This window comes from Salmonella sp. 32120201201600049SM (assembly GCF_017572835.1).
GTDB lineage: Bacteria > Pseudomonadota > Gammaproteobacteria > Enterobacterales > Enterobacteriaceae > Salmonella > Salmonella enterica.
On sequence record NZ_JAGESA010000004.1, the window covers coordinates 44,404 to 62,922 of the forward strand.

Annotated in this window: 16 protein-coding genes and 1 pseudogene; 7 read left to right on the top strand and 10 right to left on the bottom strand. The window is 52.4% G+C overall.

Annotation, left to right across the window (positions count from 1 at the left end):
* Window positions 1-36: 36 nt before the first annotated feature.
* From argF (J4650_RS10870) to arcA, 3 genes are all read right to left on the bottom strand, one after another.
* Window positions 37-1,041, bottom strand: coding sequence for an ornithine carbamoyltransferase (gene argF / locus J4650_RS10870; protein WP_000237031.1), 1,005 nt, complete (start codon window positions 1,039-1,041; stop codon window positions 37-39).
* Between the two features lie 111 nt (window positions 1,042-1,152).
* On the bottom strand, window positions 1,153-2,085 hold the full coding sequence (gene arcC / locus J4650_RS10875; RefSeq protein ID WP_000428751.1) for a carbamate kinase: 933 nt from the start codon (window positions 2,083-2,085) through the stop codon (window positions 1,153-1,155).
* A gap of 10 nt (window positions 2,086-2,095) precedes the next feature.
* Window positions 2,096-3,316 carry an arginine deiminase gene (gene arcA / locus J4650_RS10880; RefSeq protein ID WP_000410844.1) on the bottom strand — a complete coding sequence of 407 codons (1,221 nt, stop codon included), beginning with the start codon at window positions 3,314-3,316 and terminating at the stop codon, window positions 2,096-2,098.
* Window positions 3,317-3,991: 675 nt separating this feature from the next.
* Between arcA and J4650_RS10885 the strand changes: the two genes are divergently transcribed.
* The gene (locus J4650_RS10885; protein ID WP_023194706.1) at window positions 3,992-4,444 is read left to right on the top strand and encodes a YhcH/YjgK/YiaL family protein; all 453 of its coding nucleotides are present in this window, start codon (window positions 3,992-3,994) and stop codon (window positions 4,442-4,444) included.
* 73 nt (window positions 4,445-4,517) lie between these two features.
* On the opposite strand, the gene argF (J4650_RS10890) is transcribed toward J4650_RS10885, so the two are convergent.
* Complete coding sequence (gene argF / locus J4650_RS10890) at window positions 4,518-5,522, bottom strand: ornithine carbamoyltransferase (protein ID WP_000103041.1); 1,005 nt, start codon at window positions 5,520-5,522, stop codon at window positions 4,518-4,520.
* Window positions 5,523-5,687: 165 nt separating this feature from the next.
* Here argF (J4650_RS10890) and rraB point away from each other — a divergent pair, with 165 nt between their 5' ends.
* Together rraB and miaE are read left to right on the top strand one after the other, a co-directional pair.
* Entirely contained in the window at window positions 5,688-6,104 is a 417-nt protein-coding gene (rraB, locus tag J4650_RS10895; RefSeq protein ID WP_000002940.1) for a ribonuclease E inhibitor RraB, read from the top strand.
* A gap of 11 nt (window positions 6,105-6,115) precedes the next feature.
* Window positions 6,116-6,927, top strand: a pseudogene (miaE, locus tag J4650_RS10900) (tRNA isopentenyl-2-thiomethyl-A-37 hydroxylase MiaE).
* Window positions 6,928-7,160: 233 nt separating this feature from the next.
* On the opposite strand, the gene J4650_RS10905 reads toward miaE, so the two are convergent.
* Window positions 7,161-7,649, bottom strand: a complete 489-nt coding sequence (locus J4650_RS10905; protein ID WP_023234359.1) for a DUF3617 domain-containing protein — start codon at window positions 7,647-7,649, stop codon at window positions 7,161-7,163.
* Between the two features lie 106 nt (window positions 7,650-7,755).
* Window positions 7,756-8,259, bottom strand: a complete 504-nt coding sequence (locus tag J4650_RS10910) for a GNAT family N-acetyltransferase (protein ID WP_001532041.1) — start codon at window positions 8,257-8,259, stop codon at window positions 7,756-7,758.
* 194 nt (window positions 8,260-8,453) lie between these two features.
* On the opposite strand from J4650_RS10910, the gene J4650_RS10915 reads away from it, so the two are divergent.
* Window positions 8,454-9,641: a YjgN family protein gene (locus J4650_RS10915; protein WP_001534452.1), complete on the top strand. Its 1,188-nt coding sequence runs from the start codon at window positions 8,454-8,456 to the stop codon at window positions 9,639-9,641.
* Between the two features lie 141 nt (window positions 9,642-9,782).
* On the opposite strand, the gene J4650_RS10920 is transcribed toward J4650_RS10915, so the two are convergent.
* The 3 genes from J4650_RS10920 to pepA form a co-directional block, all read right to left on the bottom strand.
* On the bottom strand, window positions 9,783-12,638 hold the full coding sequence (locus J4650_RS10920; RefSeq protein ID WP_023993569.1) for a valine--tRNA ligase: 2,856 nt from the start codon (window positions 12,636-12,638) through the stop codon (window positions 9,783-9,785).
* The gene (gene holC / locus J4650_RS10925) at window positions 12,638-13,081 is read right to left on the bottom strand and encodes a DNA polymerase III subunit chi (RefSeq protein WP_001523689.1); all 444 of its coding nucleotides are present in this window, start codon (window positions 13,079-13,081) and stop codon (window positions 12,638-12,640) included. Before holC ends, J4650_RS10920 begins: the two co-directional genes overlap by 1 nt.
* Window positions 13,082-13,217: 136 nt before the next feature.
* A complete protein-coding gene (gene pepA / locus J4650_RS10930) occupies window positions 13,218-14,729 on the bottom strand; it encodes a leucyl aminopeptidase (RefSeq protein ID WP_000397158.1) in 1,512 nt (503 codons plus the stop codon).
* A 280-nt stretch (window positions 14,730-15,009) separates the two neighbouring features.
* On the opposite strand from pepA, the gene J4650_RS22830 reads away from it, so the two are divergent.
* From J4650_RS22830 to lptG, 3 genes are all read left to right on the top strand, one after another.
* The gene (locus J4650_RS22830; protein WP_212724070.1) at window positions 15,010-15,060 is read left to right on the top strand and encodes a hypothetical protein; all 51 of its coding nucleotides are present in this window, start codon (window positions 15,010-15,012) and stop codon (window positions 15,058-15,060) included.
* A 64-nt stretch (window positions 15,061-15,124) separates the two neighbouring features.
* On the top strand, window positions 15,125-16,225 hold the full coding sequence (gene lptF, locus J4650_RS10935; RefSeq protein WP_000584132.1) for an LPS export ABC transporter permease LptF: 1,101 nt from the start codon (window positions 15,125-15,127) through the stop codon (window positions 16,223-16,225).
* Complete coding sequence (gene lptG / locus J4650_RS10940; RefSeq protein WP_001182242.1) at window positions 16,225-17,307, top strand: LPS export ABC transporter permease LptG; 1,083 nt, start codon at window positions 16,225-16,227, stop codon at window positions 17,305-17,307. The genes lptF and lptG overlap by 1 nt, the downstream gene beginning before the upstream one ends.
* 195 nt (window positions 17,308-17,502) lie before the next feature.
* On the opposite strand, the gene J4650_RS10945 is transcribed toward lptG, so the two are convergent.
* Entirely contained in the window at window positions 17,503-18,501 is a 999-nt protein-coding gene (locus tag J4650_RS10945) for a LacI family DNA-binding transcriptional regulator (RefSeq protein WP_001244065.1), read from the bottom strand.
* Window positions 18,502-18,519 lie beyond the last annotated feature (18 nt).

Consider the following 18,519-nt stretch of genomic DNA (forward strand, 5'->3'; position numbering starts at 1 on the left):
ACGGATATGCGCCGCGAGGGCGCATATCCTGTGGGATTAGTCGCCGAGCGTCGCCACCATGACCGCTTTGATGGTGTGCATCCGGTTTTCCGCTTCATCGAAGACTATCGAGCCTGCGGACTCGAACACCTCTTCCGTGACCTCCAGTCCTTTCAGGCCGTAAGCCATTTCGATTTCGCGTCCCACTTTGGTGTGCTCGTTATGGAAGGCGGGCAGGCAGTGCATAAACTTCACATCAGGATTACCGGTAGCGTTTACCACCTGCTGGTTGACCTGATATGGCGTCATCAGACTGACGCGTTCCGCCCAGGCTTCTTTGGGCTCTCCCATCGAGACCCAGACGTCGGTATAGAGGAAATCCACACCGTGAACGCCGTCTTCAACGCTCTCCGTTAAGGTGATACGAGCGCCGGTAACGCTGGCGATTTCCCGGCACTGCGCGACCAGCGCGGCATCAGGCCAGAAGGACTTTGGCGCTATCAGGCGGATATCCATGCCCATCTTCGCCGCGCCCACCATCAGCGAGTTGCCCATGTTGTTGCGCGCGTCGCCCAGGTAGGCGAAGCTCAGTTCCGGCAGCGTTTTGCCCGGCGCATGTTCCAGCATGGTCATCAGATCGGCCAGGATCTGTGTGGGGTGAAATTCATCGGTCAGGCCGTTCCAGACGGGAACGCCCGCGTATTCCCCCAGCTCTTCCACAATGTGTTGACCAAATCCGCGATATTCGATGCCGTCATACATCCGCCCCAGGACGCGAGCAGTATCTTTCATGGACTCTTTATGGCCGATCTGCGAGCCGCTTGGGCCGAGATAAGTCACCTGCGCGCCCTGGTCGAACGCGGCGACTTCAAACGCGCATCGGGTGCGGGTAGAGGTTTTTTCAAAAATCAGCGCGATGTTTTTGCCGATCAGTGTTTGCTTTTCGCATCCGGCTTTTTTTGCGGCTTTCAGCTCAATAGCCAGATCGATGAGGTGTTGGATTTCCGCCGGGGTGTAGTCAAGCAGCTTCAAAAAGTTACGATTTTTCAGTGAAATAACCATTACAATATCCTTGTTAAAATGAATTGCCTGATGGCGCTGCGCTTATCCGGCCCACGGTTATGCGCGCTCTGTAGGCCGAATAAGGCGGAAGCCGCCATCCGGTAAAAAGCCTTATGCGTCAACGTCGGCGGTTTCACACCGAATCAAAGTACCTTTCTCGCCCGCGAGAATGGCTTGCCCATCCGCCAGCGAGCCGATTCCGGCAATGCCGCGGCAATGGCTGACAAACTCAGCGCAGGCGGTCACTTTCGGGCCCATCGAACCGGCGTCGAACTGCATTTCACGAAGCAGCTCCGGCGTAACCTGCGCCAGCGGGCGTTGGGTGGGTTTGCCCCAGTCGAGATACACCGCGTCGGCATCGGTCAGAATGAGCAGCGCGTCGGCGTGAATTTGGCTGGCAAGCAGGGCGGCGGACAGATCTTTGTCGATCACCGCCTCGATACCGTGGTAGCCATCGGCTTTTTCCACGACCGGCACGCCGCCGCCGCCGTTACAGATAACCAGGTGATCGCGGCTAATCAGCGCGCGGATGGCATCGTTTTCCACAATGCGTTTCGGCTGCGGGGAGGGCACAACGCGGCGGAAGGCGTTACCGTCGGCTTTGAATACCCAGCCCTTTTCTGCCTGTAACGCACGGGCCTGCGCTTCGTCGTAAATGGGGCCGATATATTTGGTTGGATTGAGGAATGCCGGGTCGTTGGCATCGACTTCGACCTGGGTGAGCAGGACGCTGATTTCACGCTCCGGCAGATGATTCTTCAGCGCCTGTTGCAGCATGTAGCCAATCATGCCCTGGCTTTCCGCACCGAGAATATCGAGCGGGTAGGGCGTAACGTTAGCGTAGGCGCTATTTTGTAGCGCCAGCAGTCCTACCTGTGGGCCGTTGCCGTGCACTAACACCACGCGCCATTGCCGCGTAAGCTGGGCGATGGTTCTGGCCGCCAGTTCGATATTTTTACGCTGAATATCAGCCTCCAGCGGTTCGCCGCGTTTGAGCAGCGCATTGCCGCCCAGCGCGACGACCAGTGTGCGTTTGTTTTCCATAACGTCTCCTTTAAATACCATCGCGTTCCAGTGGACAGCTCATGCAGCGTGCGCCCCCGCGCCCGCGACCCAGTTCATCGCCGGGAATGGGAAGGACGGTAATGCCGGCTTTGTCGTATTTTTCGTTGGTCCAGATGTTGCGCTCATAGCCCACCACCACGCCGGGACGCAGGGTGAGCACGTTATTGGCGTCATTCCACTGTTCGCGCTCAGCTTCAAATGCGTCGCCGCCAGTGGTGATTAAGCGCACCTGATCGATGCCAAGCGCTTTTTCAAGAGCATGAACCAGCGTGCTCTCCTGGGTTCGTTTCAGACCGCCGCGTCCGTCTGGCGTCAGCGTCCAGCACTGAACGTCCGGGCGAACGACTTCCGGATAGACGGAGAAGGTGTCGATATCAATGTGGGTCATGACGGTGTCAAGGTGCATGCAGGAGCGATGTTTTGGCAGTTCAACGGCAATGACGCGTTCCGCCTGACGATGTTTAAACAATGCCTGCGCCAGGAACTCGACGCCCTGCGGCGTAGTACGTTCAGACATACCGATCAACACCGCGCCGCGGCCAATCACCAGCACATCGCCGCCCTCTAAAGTGGCGTGGTCGTAATTAATGTCCTCGTCGCCGAAATATTTAATGAAATCACCGCCTGCGAATTGAGGATGCCAGCGATAAATAGCACGTAAATTATTTGTTTCACGTTGGCGTGCAGGTTTCGCCATGGGGTTAATTGAGACGCCGTTATATATCCAGCAGGACGTGTCACGGGTAAATAGGTGATTCGGTAATGGCTTCATAATAAAGTCATTAATATCGTGAGTATCGACCACCATATTTTTTATGGAGGCGGGAATTTCGCCGTAAGTTAAACCGCCGCTTAAATGGCGAGCCAGTTCACGGTGCGGCATATCCGCCAGCCAGGCGCGAATATCTGCGGCAAAGGTGGGCCCAAGGCGATAATCGGAAATTTGCGTATCCAGTAGCCAGGCTTTAGCGTCAGCCACATCCAGCGTTTGGGTGAGCAGGTCGGTTAACAGCAACACTTCTATCCCTTGCTGGCGCAGCGTGTTGGCAAAAATGTCATGCTCTTCGCCAGCGCGCTCTACGGATAATACATCGTCAAAAAGTAATTCCTGACAATTTGAAGGGGTAAGTCTTTTTAGGCTGAGATTGGGCCGATGCAACATTACGCTGCGTAATTGACCGATTTCAGAACCGACAAAATGCTTTTCCATCATTATACCTTTTACATAATTTCAAGAATAAAGAAGGAGTGGCTGCAAATATTTAGCGTGCTTGCAGTCGCGGCGTTTCAGTTAAATTCGGGAGCAATGATTGAATTTTATTTGGGTTGTTAATGTGATGAGATTCACATCAATCAAGGAGTGCTATTTTTCTTACTTAATATATGAGCCGGGTCAGAGAAATTCAAAAAACAATAAGGCATTAAATGAATTACTACGCAGCTATATGGTTTGTTATTTTTTTATTGTTAATTATTTGTTTGCTGTATTGAATGATGTTTAAATTTTAACTCATTGAAAATAAAGTGATTATTTTTAATGGTTGCATAACTATGCGTGAGGGGGATTTTATTATCGGGGATATTTAAATAATTTAAAAATAACTATGGATAGAGAAGTCATTTATGCAGGGAGAGCGAATTGTGATCGCTAAAACGTTTTTATGTTAACGCCTTTAATATCAAAGCGTTGTTAGTGGTGGCAATTTGGCGCCGCTGGGGTTTATGCATAGGTACTGCATAAAGTTGGGCGAACTATTAACAATATAGAAACACCGCTGGCGATAAACATGCGCTGGCGCAAAATCGATGAGAGTAAGGGTAGTATGGCAGCCATTTTTCTCGTATAAAGAGAAAAATAAAACGCTGTTTTAACTAAGGGGATGCGATGATTGTTGGCAATATTGAATATCTGGAGGCCTGGCTGCCGACGGCGTTACGGCAGGCGATTGAGCACGTCAATGCGCATGTCACGGCAACGACCGCGCCAGGTAAGTATGACATTGACGGCGACAGGCTGTTTTATATGATTTCTGAAAATATGACGGAGCCGGGCGAATCGCGCAGCGCAGAGTATCACGCCCGTTATCTTGATATTCAGATTGTGCTACAAGGTCAGGAAGGGATGGCATTCAGCACCCGGCCTGCGGGAACGCCGCACACGGACTGGCTGGCGGATAAAGACATTGCATTTTTACCGACGAGCGTCGACGAGAAAACCGTCGTCCTGAACGAAGGTGACTTTGTGGTGTTTTATCCCGGCGAAGTGCATAAGCCCCTGTGCGCGGTGGGAGAACCGGCGCGGGTACGTAAAGCGGTTGTGAAAATGCTGATGGCGTAATATTTTGTGCCGGATGGCGGCGCCTGCACGTTGCGATTTTGTAGGCCAACCGCCATCCGGCATCATAACGACATTATTTAGACAGCGTCGCTACCATTACTGCTTTGATGGTATGCATTCGGTTTTCCGCTTCATCAAAGACAATGCTGGCCGCAGACTCAAAAACCTCGTCGGTCACTTCCATCCCGCCATGTAAACCGTACTCTTCGGCCATTTTTTTGCCGAGCGTGGTTTCGTCATCATGGAACGCAGGCAGACAATGCAGGAACTTAACCTGCGGATTGCCGGTTAACGCCATCATCTGGCTGTTGACCTGATAATCACGCAGCAGGGCAATACGCTCCGCCCATTTCTCTTTGGGTTCGCCCATAGAGACCCAAACATCGGTATAGATAAAATCCGCACCTTTTACGCCCGAGGCGATATCTTCGGTCAGGGTGATGGCGCCGCCGTTCTTTTTCGCCATGGCGCTGCACTCCGCCACTAACGCGGCTTGCGGCCAGCAGGCTTTTGGCGCGACCAGACGGAGATCCAATCCTGTTAACGCGGCGGCTTCCAGCATGGAGTTACCCATGTTATTACGCGCGTCTCCGGCATAGACCAACGTCATCTCGTTAAAGGCTTTACCCGGCAGATGTTCCTGCATGGTGAGCAGATCCGCCAGTAATTGCGTTGGGTGATACTCATCGGTTAAACCGTTCCATACCGGCACACCGGAATATTCAGCCAGCGTTTCGACGATCTCCTGGCCATATCCTCGATACTGAATACCGTCAAACATCCGGCCCAGGACGCGGGCAGTATCTTTGATGGACTCTTTATGGCCGATCTGGCTCCCGCTGGAACCCAGGTACGTCACGCGCGCCCCCTGATCGTATGCGGCAACTTCGAAAGAGCATCGTGTCCGGGTCGAGTCTTTTTCGAAGATGAGCGCAATATTCTTACCCACCAGCTTTTGTTCTTCTTTACCGTTTTTCTTATCGGCTTTCAGTTTGGCGGCAAGCTGCAACAGAGCAGTGAGCTCGCTGGCGGTGAAATCAAGTAACTTTAAAAAAGGTTTTTGGTAAAACGTAGACATACTTCCCTCACATGGCTTAGGCCTCTCATTGAATTAAAATTCACTTTATATGGATGATTATTCATTTGCAACCCTGTTTGATAAAACTTTTCTCGATAAGGTGGAGGCAACGTCGGCGGTATGTGACAATAAGAGTATCGGCAGGACATCTATGAGGAACGAGCTATGGCAAACCCGGAATTACTGGAAGAGCAGCGTGAAGAAACGCGCTTAATTATTGAAGAGTTACTTGAGGACGGCAGCGATCCGGATGCGCTGTACACTATCGAGCATCACCTTTCCGCTGACGATTTCGAAACGTTGGAAAAAGCCGCGGTAGAAGCCTTTAAACTCGGCTATGAAGTGACGGAGCCGGAAGAGCTGGAAGTGGAAGAGGGCGATACGGTTATTTGTTGCGACATCCTCAGCGAGTGCGCGTTGAACGCCGAACTCATCGACGCTCAGGTTGAGCAACTGATGAACCTGGCGGAAAAATATGATGTTGAATACGACGGCTGGGGAACCTATTTCGAAGACCCTAATGGCGAAGAGGGTGATGACGACGATTATGTCGATGAAGATGACGACGGCGTGCGTCACTAAAGCTGCATAGTATGACGGTACGGCAGCATCTGCTGTCGTATTTTTTTACAGGTTACGTATGAATTACCCGCAAATACTCTCTCCAGTGCTTAATTTCCTGCATTGCCCGACGCCGCAGGCGTGGATTGTCCAGGCCCGCGATCCGCAAAATCTTCCTCTTCTGCTTACCGATCACTTGATCTGCGAACTGAAGGCTGCGCAAACCGCGTTGCTGTTGGTGCGTAAATATGTCGCCGATAAATCGGGCGCCGACGCGCTGCTCGCCTGGCTGCAACCTTACGAGGCGTTCGCGTTTCGTCAGGGGCCGGAGCCGGATTTTGTTGCCCTGCATAGACAGATTAGCAAAAGCGCCATGCCGCAAACTGATGACCCCTGGGGTCGTCAGCTTATCGACCGTATGGTGTTATTGATTAAAGAGGAGTTGCACCATTTTTGGCAGGTACGCGAGGTCATGCAGGCCAGAAACATTCCTTATGTGAAAATCACCGCCAGCCGCTACGCGAAAGGAATGTTGAAAGCGGTACGCACGCACGAACCGCTCACCTTAATTGATAAGCTGATTTGCGGGGCGTATATCGAAGCCCGCTCCTGCGAACGTTTTGCCGCTCTGGCGCCCTGGCTGGATGAGGATTTACAGACGTTTTATCTCTCGCTTCTGCGCTCCGAAGCGCGGCATTATCAGGATTACCTGGCGCTGGCGCAGCAGATTTCCGCCGAGGACATTTCTGCGCGCGTGCGCTATTTTGGCGAGGTGGAAGCTGACCTTATCTTGTCGCCAGACCGCGAGTTTCGTTTTCATAGCGGCGTGCCAGCCGCCGGATAAAGGGTAAAATTAAAGATTAGCGTTTTTATCTTTTACGCTGTTGCCACCTGCGTGGTCATCCGCCCGGCATCAAACTGCTGGCGAGCAGGAAAAGTCATTTTCATGATATTCTGTCCTGAGTAAAGCCTGCCCTGAGGCAGGCAAAAAGAACTCACTCAGTGTTATATTCCCGAAAGGTGACCGTGAACAATGCCCTTTTTGCATCATCACTACGGGTTCTTGTGTTGAAATACTTACTGTTTCACGCCTTTTGACGCTTCAGAGCAGGTCTTGCCAACAAAGGTTTGTTTAATTTTGTTGATGGAGGTTGTTTTATTACCTCCTGCATCGACATCCGATTTCATGGTCATCGCAAATTCTGTATCGCTTATTTTCGTCGTTTCTACAATAGAGTGCGATTTGACATCAGGATTATTACACACAGTCTCATTGATCAGTTTGGTATCCGTACTTTCTACAAATGTTGTCGTGCAACCGCCTGCACTGGTAGAAAAACCCTTCACCATTTTCTTAGAATCTTCAGACATTTTAGGGGTGTAACACATAAGCGTCGCTATGCCCGAATTTTTTTCATCCATTAATACTTGTTTTGTATCTGGATTGATGGTGCGCATTTCTATATTTTCCATTTTCCATTCGCCGGGCTGTATATCTAATGCATATACATTAGAGATACTAATAAACATAGCGGGGAAAACAATTGCTGATAATAGGCGTTTCATTTATAACTTCCTTGAATAATAAGTGATTCCCGGATAACAGGATGTTTCCGGGATTACTTATATCAGCAAAAATAATACCTGGCGAGGATAAATAAACGCCTGGCTTTCAGAGATCCTTTAACATCCTCACTTCGCAATCGACATGTCCGGTGCAGCCGAGCGGTTCGCTAATATGTTCAAATCCTAAACGTTCGTATAGCGCAATCGCCTCGCGTAAAAAAGCCGTTGTTTCCAGATAGCAGCGTTTAAAACCCTGTTCACGGGCATGATCCAGCGCCATCAGCGCCAGCTTTTTCGCCAGCCCCTGGCCACGAATCACCGGTAAAAAATACATTTTTTGCAGTTCACAAATGTCTGGTTCGCTACAGGATAACGGCGCCACGCCGCCGCCGCCCACCACACAACCGTTTTGCTCTACCACCCAGTAGGCCGCGCCCGGTTGGCTATAAACCTGATACAGTTCATCCAGATTGGGGTCGGCAACGGTATAACCTTTATCGGCGGTAAGTCCGTATTCCGCTGAAACCTGACGGATGACACGGGCAATAGCGGTATTGTCGGCGGTAGTGATTCGGCGCACCGTGAGCGTTGGCGAGGCGACATTATTCATAATATGGCTCAATTTTTAAAATTTATTTATAGATTACTTTAATACCACCGTCTTGAGTCACGCGCAAGGAGATCCTGAATCAGACAAAATAAAAGGCGGAAAAATTAAACAAAAATAGTATCGTAGTCAAATCAGTAACAATTTACTGGTTTTTATTATTAATTCTAATAGATTGTAATTCAGGGATATGATTCATGAATAACGTTATCAGTAGTAAAGATAACCATAATCACACGTTGGTGTTTACAGGCAAGGGCGGAAAGTATTTTGTTATTTGCCTTGTGAATTTCTTGTTGACGTGTATCACGTTTGGAATCTATGCGCCGTGGGCGATGGTGAAATGTCGACGTTATATTTATACTAATATGACGCTAAACAATCAGCCTTTTGCTTACAAAGCCACGGGCGGCGCATTATTTATTAGTGTGTTGTTAGTTTTTATTATTTATATTGTTAGCCTCTCTCTTATTGAACACGGTCATCCCGGTCTCGGTTTTACGCTATTCGGCTTATTAATTGCGATTATTCCTTTTATGGCGGTGAAAGGATTACAGTATCAGGCGATGATGACTTCGCTTAATGGCGTACATTTTGGATTCCAGTGTTCCATGCGGCGCGCCTGGTGGTACATGTTCGCTCTCCCGGTACTCCTGATGGTGGCGCTTTATATTGTTCTTTATATTATCTCACTGGTAACCATCGCCGTCGGCGGTTTAGTGTTCAATATCGTTTTTCTCGGTTTGCTGGCTATTATTGGGATAGGGGTCATTAACGGTATTACCTACAGCAAATGGATGACCTTGTTTGGCAATGGCGCAAACTTTGGCATTCATCGTTTCTCGATTCAGGTTAATGTTAAAACGTGCATCAGAGGGTGCGTGTTGGCAATGTTGACCCTTTTCCCTTTTGCTGTCGTGATTGGTTATCTAATCGCGCCGGTGTTCACCGACATGATTCTTTTGAGTATGATGGGGAATGCGCAGGCAGGAGGGGCGCTTATTCTGCAATATTATGGCCAGATAATGGCATGTTATTTCCTCTATTTTCTCGCGATTATTGTGGTAACCAGTTACTTATATGTGGCGTTACGCAACCTGTTTTTAAACAATTTGTCACTGGCGAACGATTCGATTCGTTTTCATTCCTCTGTCACTGCACACGGTATGCTGTGGCGGTTACTGGTGGTGTTTGTGATTTCCGGCGTGACCTTAGGGCTGGCTTATCCGTGGTTGAAAATTTGGCTGGTGAGCTGGCTGGCGCAGAATACACAGGTCCAGGGCGATCTGGATTCGCTTGAGTTAACCAATGATGAGAAGCCGCTGGAAAACAGCCTGCTAATGTGGATTTCTCGTGGCATCATGCCTTACTTCCCGTTTATCTGATGTAAAAAGGCCGACGTTTACGTCGGCCCATAATTCATGTTGTCGGATGGCGGCGTGAATGCCTTATCCGGCCTACCGATCGCGCCATGTCAATAAGCGAACGTGTAGGCCTGGTAAGCGAAGCGCCATCAGGCTTTCAGATTACAGCGCGCTAATAACCGCCTGCTGCTCAATCAGCTTCGCTTTCGCTTCTGCGTAACCGTCCAGCTTCTCACGCTCTTTGGCAATGACCGCTTCCGGCGCGCGGGCGACGAAACCTTCGTTGGAGAGTTTGCCTTCGATACGGGCAATCTCACCTTCGATTTTCGCCACTTCTTTCGCCAGACGCGCCAGCTCATCTTCTTTGTTGATGAGGCCAGCCATCGGGATCAGCAGTTCGGCGCCGTCGATGATTTTGGTCACGGAAACCGGACCTTTGTCATCGGCTGGCAGCACGGTGATGCTTTCCAGACGCGCCAGGGTTTGCAGGAAGCTACGGTTGTCGTTAACACGACGAACGGCTTCTTCACTACAGCCGCGCAGCAGCAGTTCCAGCGGTTTGCCCGGGGCGATGTTCATTTCCGCACGAATGTTACGTACCGCAACGATCGCCTGCTTCAGCCACTCGGTATCGGCCAACGCGGCTTCATCCACCTGTGCGGCGTTATATTCCGGGAACGGCTGCAGCATGATGGTGTCGGCAGTAATACCGCAAATGACCTTCACACGCTGCCAGATGGTTTCGGTGATAAACGGAATGATCGGGTGCGCCAGGCGCAGCAGACCTTCCAGTACGGTGACCAGCGTATGGCGGGTGCCGCGCAGTTCAGACTCGGAACCCCCGGTCATCACCGGCTTGGTCAGCTCCAGATACCAGTCGCAGAACTGGTTCCAGGTGAATTCATACAGAATGCCCGCGGCGATGTCGAAGCGGAAGCTGTCCAGCGCGTCGCGGTAGGCTTTAACGGTCTGGTTGAATTCCGCCAGGATCCAACGGTCAGCCAGCGACAGCGTCATTTCGCCGCCGTTGAAGCCGCAATCCTGCTCTTCGGTGTTCATCAGCACAAAGCGGCTGGCGTTCCACAGCTTGTTACAGAAGTTACGGTAACCTTCCAGACGCTTCATATCCCAGTTGATGTCGCGACCGGTCGAGGCCAGCGCCGCCAGGGTAAAGCGCAGGGCGTCGGTGCCGTGCGGCTCGATGCCGTTCGGGAACTGCTTCTCGGTACGCTTGCGAATTTTCTCCGCCATCTGCGGCTGCATCATATTGCCGGTGCGTTTTTCCAGCAGTTCCGGCAGGGAGATGCCGTCCACCATATCCAGCGGGTCGATAACGTTACCCTTGGATTTGGACATCTTCTGGCCTTCGTCGTCGCGAATCAGACCGGTCATATAGACGGTATGGAACGGCACCTGCGGCTTGCCGTTTTCATCTTTGATGAAGTGCATGGTCATCATGATCATGCGGGCAATCCAGAAGAAGATGATATCGAAGCCGGACACCATCACGCTGGTGGGGTGGAACTGACGCAGCGCGTCGGTGTTTTCCGGCCAGCCGAGGGTGGAGAAAGTCCACAGCGCGGAGGAGAACCAGGTATCAAGAACGTCTTCGTCCTGACGAAGCGCAACGTCGGCGCCGAGGTTATTTTCCTGACGCACTTCGTCTTCGGTGCGGCCAACGTAGACGTTGCCCGCTTCGTCGTACCATGCCGGGATACGGTGACCCCACCACAGCTGACGAGAGATACACCAGTCCTGGATATCACGCATCCAGGAGAAGTACATGTTTTCGTACTGCTTCGGCACGAACTGAATGTCGCCGTTTTCAACCGCTTCCACCGCCGGTTTCGCCAGCACGTCGGCACGGACGTACCACTGGTCGGTTAGCATCGGTTCGATAACCACGCCGCCACGGTCGCCGTAAGGGACGGTCAGATCGTGCGGTTTAATTTCTTCCAGCAGGCCGAGCGCGTCAACCGCAGCGACGATGGCTTTACGGGCAGCAAAGCGTTCCAGCTTCTGGAACTCAGCCGGAATCTCGCTGGAATAAACGTCAGATTCTTCACCTTTGGTATCGAACACTTCCGCGCTTTCGCGAATGTCGCCGTCAAAGGTCAGGATGTTGATCATCGGCAGGGCGTGACGTTTCCCGACTTCATAGTCGTTAAAGTCGTGCGCCGGGGTGATCTTCACGCAGCCGGTACCTTTTTCCATATCGGCGTGTTCGTCGCCCACAATCGGAATGCGGCGGTTAACCAGCGGCAGAATAACGAATTTGCCAATCAGATCTTTATAACGCGGATCTTCCGGGTTCACGGCCACGCCGGTATCGCCCAGTACGGTTTCCGGACGGGTGGTGGCGACGACCAGGTAATCTTTACCGTCTGCGGTTTTCGCGCCGTCGGCCAGCGGATAGCGGATGTGCCACATCGAGCCTTTGGACTCGCGGTTTTCCACTTCCAGGTCAGAGATGGCGGTGCGCAGCTTCGGGTCCCAGTTCACCAGGCGTTTGCCACGGTAAATCAGGTCTTCTTTGTACAGGCGAACGAAAACTTCTTTCACGGCATTGGAAAGACCTTCGTCCATGGTGAAGCGCTCGCGCTCCCAGTCAACGGAGTTGCCGAGACGGCGCATCTGACGGGTAATGGTGCCGCCGGATTCCGCTTTCCACTGCCAGATTTTGTCGATAAACGCATCGCGGCCGTAGTCGTGACGGGTTTTACCTTCTTCAGCGGCAATCTTACGCTCAACCACCATCTGGGTCGCGATCCCGGCGTGGTCGGTGCCGACCTGCCACAGGGTGTTTTTACCCTGCATACGCTGGTAACGGATCATGGTATCCATGATGGTTTGCTGGAAAGCATGTCCCATATGCAAACTGCCGGTGACGTTCGGCGGCGGGATCATGATGCAGAAGGACTCTTTGCTTTCGTCGCCGTTAGGCTTGAAATAGCCCTGCTTTTCCCAGTGCTCGTAAAGCGGCTGTTCGATATCTTGGGGGTTATATGTCTTTTCCATTATTTCCAGGTTGCCGTATTCAGGTTAAAACCAGCCACGCGGTAGGCTTTGTAGCGTTCGCGCGCCAGTTGTTTCAAAGTTTCTTCGTAAGGGACGAAGTCTACCACTTCTGTGAAAGCGGTGGCAAAATCTGCAAAGCTTGTACGCAGGCTGATTAAAATATCGCGTGGGCTGCTGTTGCGTTTTTGCGGCCAGGCGATTTCAACCGGCGCGCCGCCGCGTGGGCCTTCGCCTGCCAGATTGTGCGGGACAAAACTTTCCGCCGGTCTCGCCCACAGCGCTTCATCCAGCCGAATGGCCTGCTTCTCATCTTCGCAGGCGATCAGCACGCGCTTGCCGGCGCGCCAACGTTCTGCGGCAATTTCACACACCAGTTGTTCAACGGCGCTTAAACCGTTGACGGTAGTGTCATTATCCAGAAGATAGAACGTCGCATTCTTCATATATGGGGCTTCTTGTGGTGGATTTAAATGCGTTGCCATGATGCCTCCCGTAGGCCGGATAAGCGCAGCGCCATCCGGCAAAACGCCTGATGGCGGCGCTAATACGCCTTATCAGGCCTACGGGGTAATCTCAAACTTACTCTTCGCCGTTAAAGCCCGCACGATTGAGCAGGAACTGCGACAGCAGCGCTACCGGACGACCCGTCGCGCCTTTCGCTTTGCCGGAGCGCCAGGCGGTGCCGGCGATATCCAGGTGCGCCCAGTTATACTTACGGGTAAAGCGTGACAGGAAGCAGCCCGCGGTGATAGCGCCGCCAGGACGACCACCAATATTCGCCATATCCGCAAAGTTGGACTCCAGTTGTTCCTGGAACTCATCGCCCAGTGGCAGACGCCACGCGCGGTCGCCCGCTTGTTCGGACGCGCCGATCAGCTCATGCGCCAGCGGGTTATGGTTCGACATCAGACCGGTAATGTGATGGCCCAGCGCAATCACGCAGGCCCCGGTTAGCGTCGCGACGTCAATGACGGCCTCCGGTTCGAAGCGCTCAACGTAGGTCAGCACGTCGCACAAAACCAGACGGCCTTCAGCATCGGTATTCAGCACTTCAACCGTCTGACCGGACATGGTGGTCAGCACGTCGCCCGGACGATACGCGCGTCCGCCCGGCATGTTTTCACAGCCCGCCAGTACGCCGATAACGTTAATCGGTAGCTGAAGCTCGGCAACCATACGCATCACGCCGTACACCGCCGCCGCGCCGCACATGTCGTACTTCATCTCGTCCATCCCTTCAGATGGCTTGATGGAGATGCCGCCGGAGTCGAAGGTCAGGCCTTTACCCACCAGCACGATCGGGCGCGCGTCTTCGGACGGATTGCCCTTGTACTCAATCACCGACATCAGCGATTCATTCTGCGAACCGTGGCCGACCGCCAGATAAGCGTTCATACCCAGTTCGCGCATTTGCTGTTCGCCGATGACGCGGGTGATGACATTTTTGCTGTAGCTGTCAGCCAACTGGCGCGCCTGTGACGCCAGGTAGGCGGCGTTACAGATATTGGGCGGCATGTTGCCGAGATCTTTCGCAGCCTTAATCCCGGCGGCGATGGCCAGACCGTGCTGAATGGCGCGTTCGCCGCTGGTGAGCTCACGGCGGGTCGGCACATTAAAGACCATCTTACGTAGCGGGCGGCGCGGCTCGCTCTTGTTGGTCTTGAGTTGATCAAAGCTATAAAGCGTCTCTTTGGCCGTTTCGACGGCCTGACGCACTTTCCAGTAGTTGTTGCGGCCTTTAACGTGCAGTTCGGTCAGGAAACAGACGGCTTCCATCGAACCAGTATCATTCAGAGTATTTATCGTTTTCTGAATAACCTGCTTATACTGACGTTCATCAAGCTCGCGCTCTTTGCCGCAACCAATGAGGAGGATTCGCTCGGAAAGAACGTTAGGAACATGGTGCAGCAACAGAGTCTGCCCCGGTTTTCCTTCCAGTTCGCCGCGACGCAGCAATGCGCTGATGTATCCGTCGCTAATTTTGTCGAGCTGTTCTGCAATCGGAGAAAGGCGACGCGGTTCAAAGACGCCCACGACAATGCAGGCACTCCGCTGTTTCTCCGGGCTACCGCTTTTTACACTGAACTCCATGCACTATGCTCCTGAATCTTAAAGACAACAGTGGTGGCTACAGCTATACTCGTCGTCTTTCAAGTTGCAGATGCGTTGGCTGCGCCTGCTCACCCCTGTCACTTACCTGATGTAAGCTCCGGGGCTCCACAGTCCTGCCGCCTGCCTGCAACTCGAAATCCATTAGAGTATAGAAATTGAAAGCTTTCGTAACTCATGTCCGCTGTTGCGGTGACTTCGTGTTAATCTTAACGTTATTACGGCATTGGCACGTCAGAACAAGTTCTGAGAGGTGAATCCGCTGAGTATAATGATCTTAGCGATGATTTCGACGACTCAAGAGAATAAATGACGTTTAAGCCATGAAACAAGCTAAATTCCAGCAAAAAAAATGGGTTTTTACGGGCGTATTTAAAGTGATAATCATAAGATATCTGGTGCGGGAGACGCTCAAAAGCCAGCTGGCGATACTCTTCATCTTACTTTTGATCTTCTTTTGTCAAAAGTTAGTGAGGATTCTCGGCGCGGCGGTTGACGGCGATATTCCCGCAAATCTGGTGCTCTCGCTTCTGGGGCTGGGCGTACCGGAAATGGCGCAGCTCATCCTGCCTTTAAGCCTGTTCCTGGGGCTGCTGATGACGCTGGGCAAACTGTATACCGAAAGTGAAATTACGGTCATGCACGCCTGTGGGTTGAGCAAAGCCGTGCTGGTAAAGGCCGCCATGGTACTGGCGTTATTTACCGGTATCCTTGCGGCGGTTAACGTGATGTGGGCCGGCCCCTGGTCGTCAAAACACCAGGATGAAGTGCTGGCGGAGGCGAAAGCGAACCCCGGTATGGCGGCGCTGGCGCAGGGGCAATTCCAGCAGGCGACCAACGGCAGCTCGGTGCTGTTTATCGAAAGCGTTGACGGCAGCGACTTCCACGATGTTTTCCTGGCGCAAATTCGCCCTAAGGGCAATGCTCGTCCTTCTGTGGTAGTGGCCGATTCCGGACACCTTACTCAGTTGCGCGATGGTTCCCAGGTTGTCACCTTAAACAAAGGGACGCGTTTTGAAGGGACGGCGTTGCTACGCGATTTTCGCATCACCGACTTCCAGAACTATCAGGCGATTATTGGCCATCAGGCCGTGGCGCTGGACCCGAACGATACTGACCAGATGGACATGCGCACGCTGTGGAATACCGACAACGATCGCGCTCGCGCCGAGCTGCACTGGCGTATCACGTTAGTCTTTACCGTATTTATGATGGCGCTGATGGTCGTGCCGCTCAGCGTGGTGAATCCACGTCAGGGGCGTGTCTTGTCTATGTTGCCCGCCATGCTGCTTTATCTGCTGTTCTTCCTGATCCAGACCTCCATTAAATCGAATGGCGGTAAAGGCAAACTGGACCCGGTTATCTGGATGTGGGCGGTCAACCTGATCTATCTGGCGTTGGCGATTGGTTTAAACCTGTGGGATACGGTGCCGGTCCGCCGCCTGCGTGCCCGTTTTCTGCGTAAAGGAGCGGTATAATGCAGCCATTTGGTGTACTTGACCGCTATATCGGTAAAACCATTTTTACCACCATCATGATGACGTTGTTCATGCTGGTGTCGCTCTCCGGGATCATCAAGTTTGTCGATCAGCTGAAAAAAGCGGGGCAGGGTAACTACGACGCGCTGGGCGCGGGTATGTACACCCTGCTCAGCGTACCTAAGGATATCCAGATCTTCTTTCCTATGGCGGCGCTGCTTGGCGCGCTGCTGGGACTGGGGATGCTGGCGCAGCGTAGCGAACTGGTGGTGATGCAGGCATCGGGTTTCACCCGTATGCAGGTGGCGCTGTCGGTGATGAAAACGGCTATCCCCCTGGTGCTGTTGACCATGGCGATCGGCGAATGGGTCGCCCCGCAGGGCGAGCAGATGGCGCGTAACTATCGTGCGCAGGCGATGTATGGCGGTTCGCTGCTTTCCACCCAGCAAGGTCTGTGGGCGAAAGACGGGAATAACTTTGTCTATATTGAACGGGTGAAGGGCGACGAGGAGCTGGCCGGCATTAGTATTTACGCTTTCAACGATCAGCGTCGTTTGCAGTCAGTGCGTTACGCCGCTTCGGCAAAATTCGACCCGGAGCATAAGGTCTGGCGTTTGTCGCAGGTGGATGAGTCCGATCTGCAAAACCCGAAACAGATCACCGGTTCGCAGACGGTGAGCGGCACCTGGAAAACGAATCTGACGCCGGATAAGTTAGGCGTGGTGGCGCTGGACCCGGATGCGCTTTCCATCAGCGGTCTGCATAACTACGTTAAATATCTGAAGTCGAGCGGACAGGACGCCGGACGTTATCAGCTCAATATGTGGAGTAAAATCTTCCAGCCGCTCTCCGTGGCGGTGATGATGCTGATGGCGCTGTCGTTTATCTTTGGCCCGCTGCGTAGTGTGCCGATGGGCGTGCGCGTAGTGACGGGGATTAGCTTCGGCTTCGTCTTCTACGTCCTCGACCAGATTTTTGGCCCGCTGACGCTGGTATACGGCATTCCGCCGATTGTCGGCGCGCTGCTGCCGAGCGCGTCTTTCTTCCTGATTAGCCTGTGGCTAATGCTGCGTAAGTCGTAATCACAGTAATCGTAGGCCTGATGGCGCTGTGCTTTTCAGGCCTACTCCGGACCCGTAGGCCTGATAAGTCCTTTCCGCCGCCATCCGGCAGATAGCATGGTATTCCTCGAATGATGTAGTGCGTAACCTGACGCGTGGCGCTTTTGGCTACGCGTTAAGCTCAGGTAAGCTGCGGGAAAAAGTAGATCAAAAAATTTATAACGTGCTGCCGTGATAAATCTGATAACCCAAATCAATCGTATTATGGTTGAGATCGTTATTTTTAATTTTGTTGAGCAACATCTGCGCGGCTCTGCGCCCGATCTCAAAACGAGGGGTAATTACGCTGGCGAGACTCGGTATCATTTGCCTGCCCATCTCCAGACCGTGGAAGCCGGCGATGGAGATCTGCTCCGGTACGGCCAGTTGACGCTCGCGGCACCACAGTAGAGCGCCCATTGCGATATCGTCATTTGTACAAAAGACGCCATCCACGTCCGGGTGCGCAGTAAGCGCATCACGCATTAGCTGTATCCCCAGATGGATAGAGGAGATAGCGCGGGGATTGATGCGCAACGGCGCCAGCCCCCGGCGCGTCATCGCATCGCAGTAGCCGTGATAACGCTGCTCATCTCGGATATCGTCTTTTGAACCCAGATAGAGGATTTTTCGCCGCTGGCGTTTATCCAGCATGGTGCTGACCATATCAAAGGCGGCCTGACGGTTATCAAACCCCACCTCCATATCTAAGCGATCACCCTGGATGTCCATGAGTTCTACAATTGGAAGGGTTGCTGAGCGCAGGAATTTGACGGTTCTGAGGGTATGATATTTTTCTGAAAGAATAATGCCGTCGATATTGTAAGACAGTAAATTGATAACGGACTCTTCTTCCGAATCGCGATTGTAATTGTAATTCGCAATGAGAGTTTGGTAGTTATGACCCGACGTTACGGATTCAATCCCGGCAAGAATGTCGGCAAACAACTGGTTCTGAAAAGAGGGGATCAGCACGCCCAGAGTGTAACTTTGCGCGTTTAACAGCATAGCTGGCGCGCGATTTGGTATGTAGTTAATTTCCTCCATGATCTGCGCAATACGCTCGCCGGTTTCCCTGGCGACTTTTTTCGGCGAGCGGATGTAACGGCTCACCGTCATTTTTGTCACGCCAGCAAGCGTAGCGATATCCTGCAAAGAAATTCTGTGATTCCTCATGTTTTCTCCAGTACCGGG

Coding starts and splice junctions, on each gene's coding strand:
- pepA (WP_000397158.1), bottom strand. CDS start 14,729: ATGGAGTTCAGTGTAAAAAGCGGTAGCCCGGAGAAACAGCGGAGTGCC.
- J4650_RS10885 (WP_023194706.1), top strand. CDS start 3,992: ATGATTGTTGGCAATATTGAATATCTGGAGGCCTGGCTGCCGACGGCG.
- rraB (WP_000002940.1), top strand. CDS start 5,688: ATGGCAAACCCGGAATTACTGGAAGAGCAGCGTGAAGAAACGCGCTTA.
- J4650_RS10920 (WP_023993569.1), bottom strand. CDS start 12,638: ATGGAAAAGACATATAACCCCCAAGATATCGAACAGCCGCTTTACGAG.
- J4650_RS10945 (WP_001244065.1), bottom strand. CDS start 18,501: ATGAGGAATCACAGAATTTCTTTGCAGGATATCGCTACGCTTGCTGGC.
- arcC (WP_000428751.1), bottom strand. CDS start 2,085: ATGGAAAACAAACGCACACTGGTCGTCGCGCTGGGCGGCAATGCGCTG.
- argF (WP_000103041.1), bottom strand. CDS start 5,522: ATGTCTACGTTTTACCAAAAACCTTTTTTAAAGTTACTTGATTTCACC.
- holC (WP_001523689.1), bottom strand. CDS start 13,081: ATGAAGAATGCGACGTTCTATCTTCTGGATAATGACACTACCGTCAAC.
- arcA (WP_000410844.1), bottom strand. CDS start 3,316: ATGGAAAAGCATTTTGTCGGTTCTGAAATCGGTCAATTACGCAGCGTA.
- J4650_RS10910 (WP_001532041.1), bottom strand. CDS start 8,259: ATGAATAATGTCGCCTCGCCAACGCTCACGGTGCGCCGAATCACTACC.
- J4650_RS10915 (WP_001534452.1), top strand. CDS start 8,454: ATGAATAACGTTATCAGTAGTAAAGATAACCATAATCACACGTTGGTG.
- argF (WP_000237031.1), bottom strand. CDS start 1,041: ATGGTTATTTCACTGAAAAATCGTAACTTTTTGAAGCTGCTTGACTAC.
- lptG (WP_001182242.1), top strand. CDS start 16,225: ATGCAGCCATTTGGTGTACTTGACCGCTATATCGGTAAAACCATTTTT.
- J4650_RS10905 (WP_023234359.1), bottom strand. CDS start 7,649: ATGAAACGCCTATTATCAGCAATTGTTTTCCCCGCTATGTTTATTAGT.